We start from the raw sequence: 263 nt of genomic DNA on the forward strand, positions 1-263 counted from the left end.
GGGGGACGAGGGGCGGGGGGGCGGTGGCGGGGCGGGCCTCCCCGGTGACCCAGACCCTCCGGGCGGACCGGGGGAGGGCCTGCAGGAGGTCGGCGAGAAGCCTCCCCGAGAGGTCCAGCCGCCACTCCCTGAGGACCTGGGGCCTCCCCCGGACCATGCGCACCCGGTAGGCCACCACCTGGCCGTCCCGGCTCACCGCCAGGGTGCGGCCCAACTCGTCCTCAACCAGAACCCCTTCCCGCCCCAGGGCCTCCACCACCAGG

The 263-nt window shown here is 76.8% G+C and carries 1 pseudogene; it reads right to left on the minus strand.

The annotated features are described in order from the left end of the window. Window positions 1-263 (minus strand): annotated as a pseudogene (locus ACYQ0J_RS00800) (metal-dependent hydrolase); the annotation flags it as partial.

This window comes from Thermus sp. FJN-A (assembly GCF_054655095.1).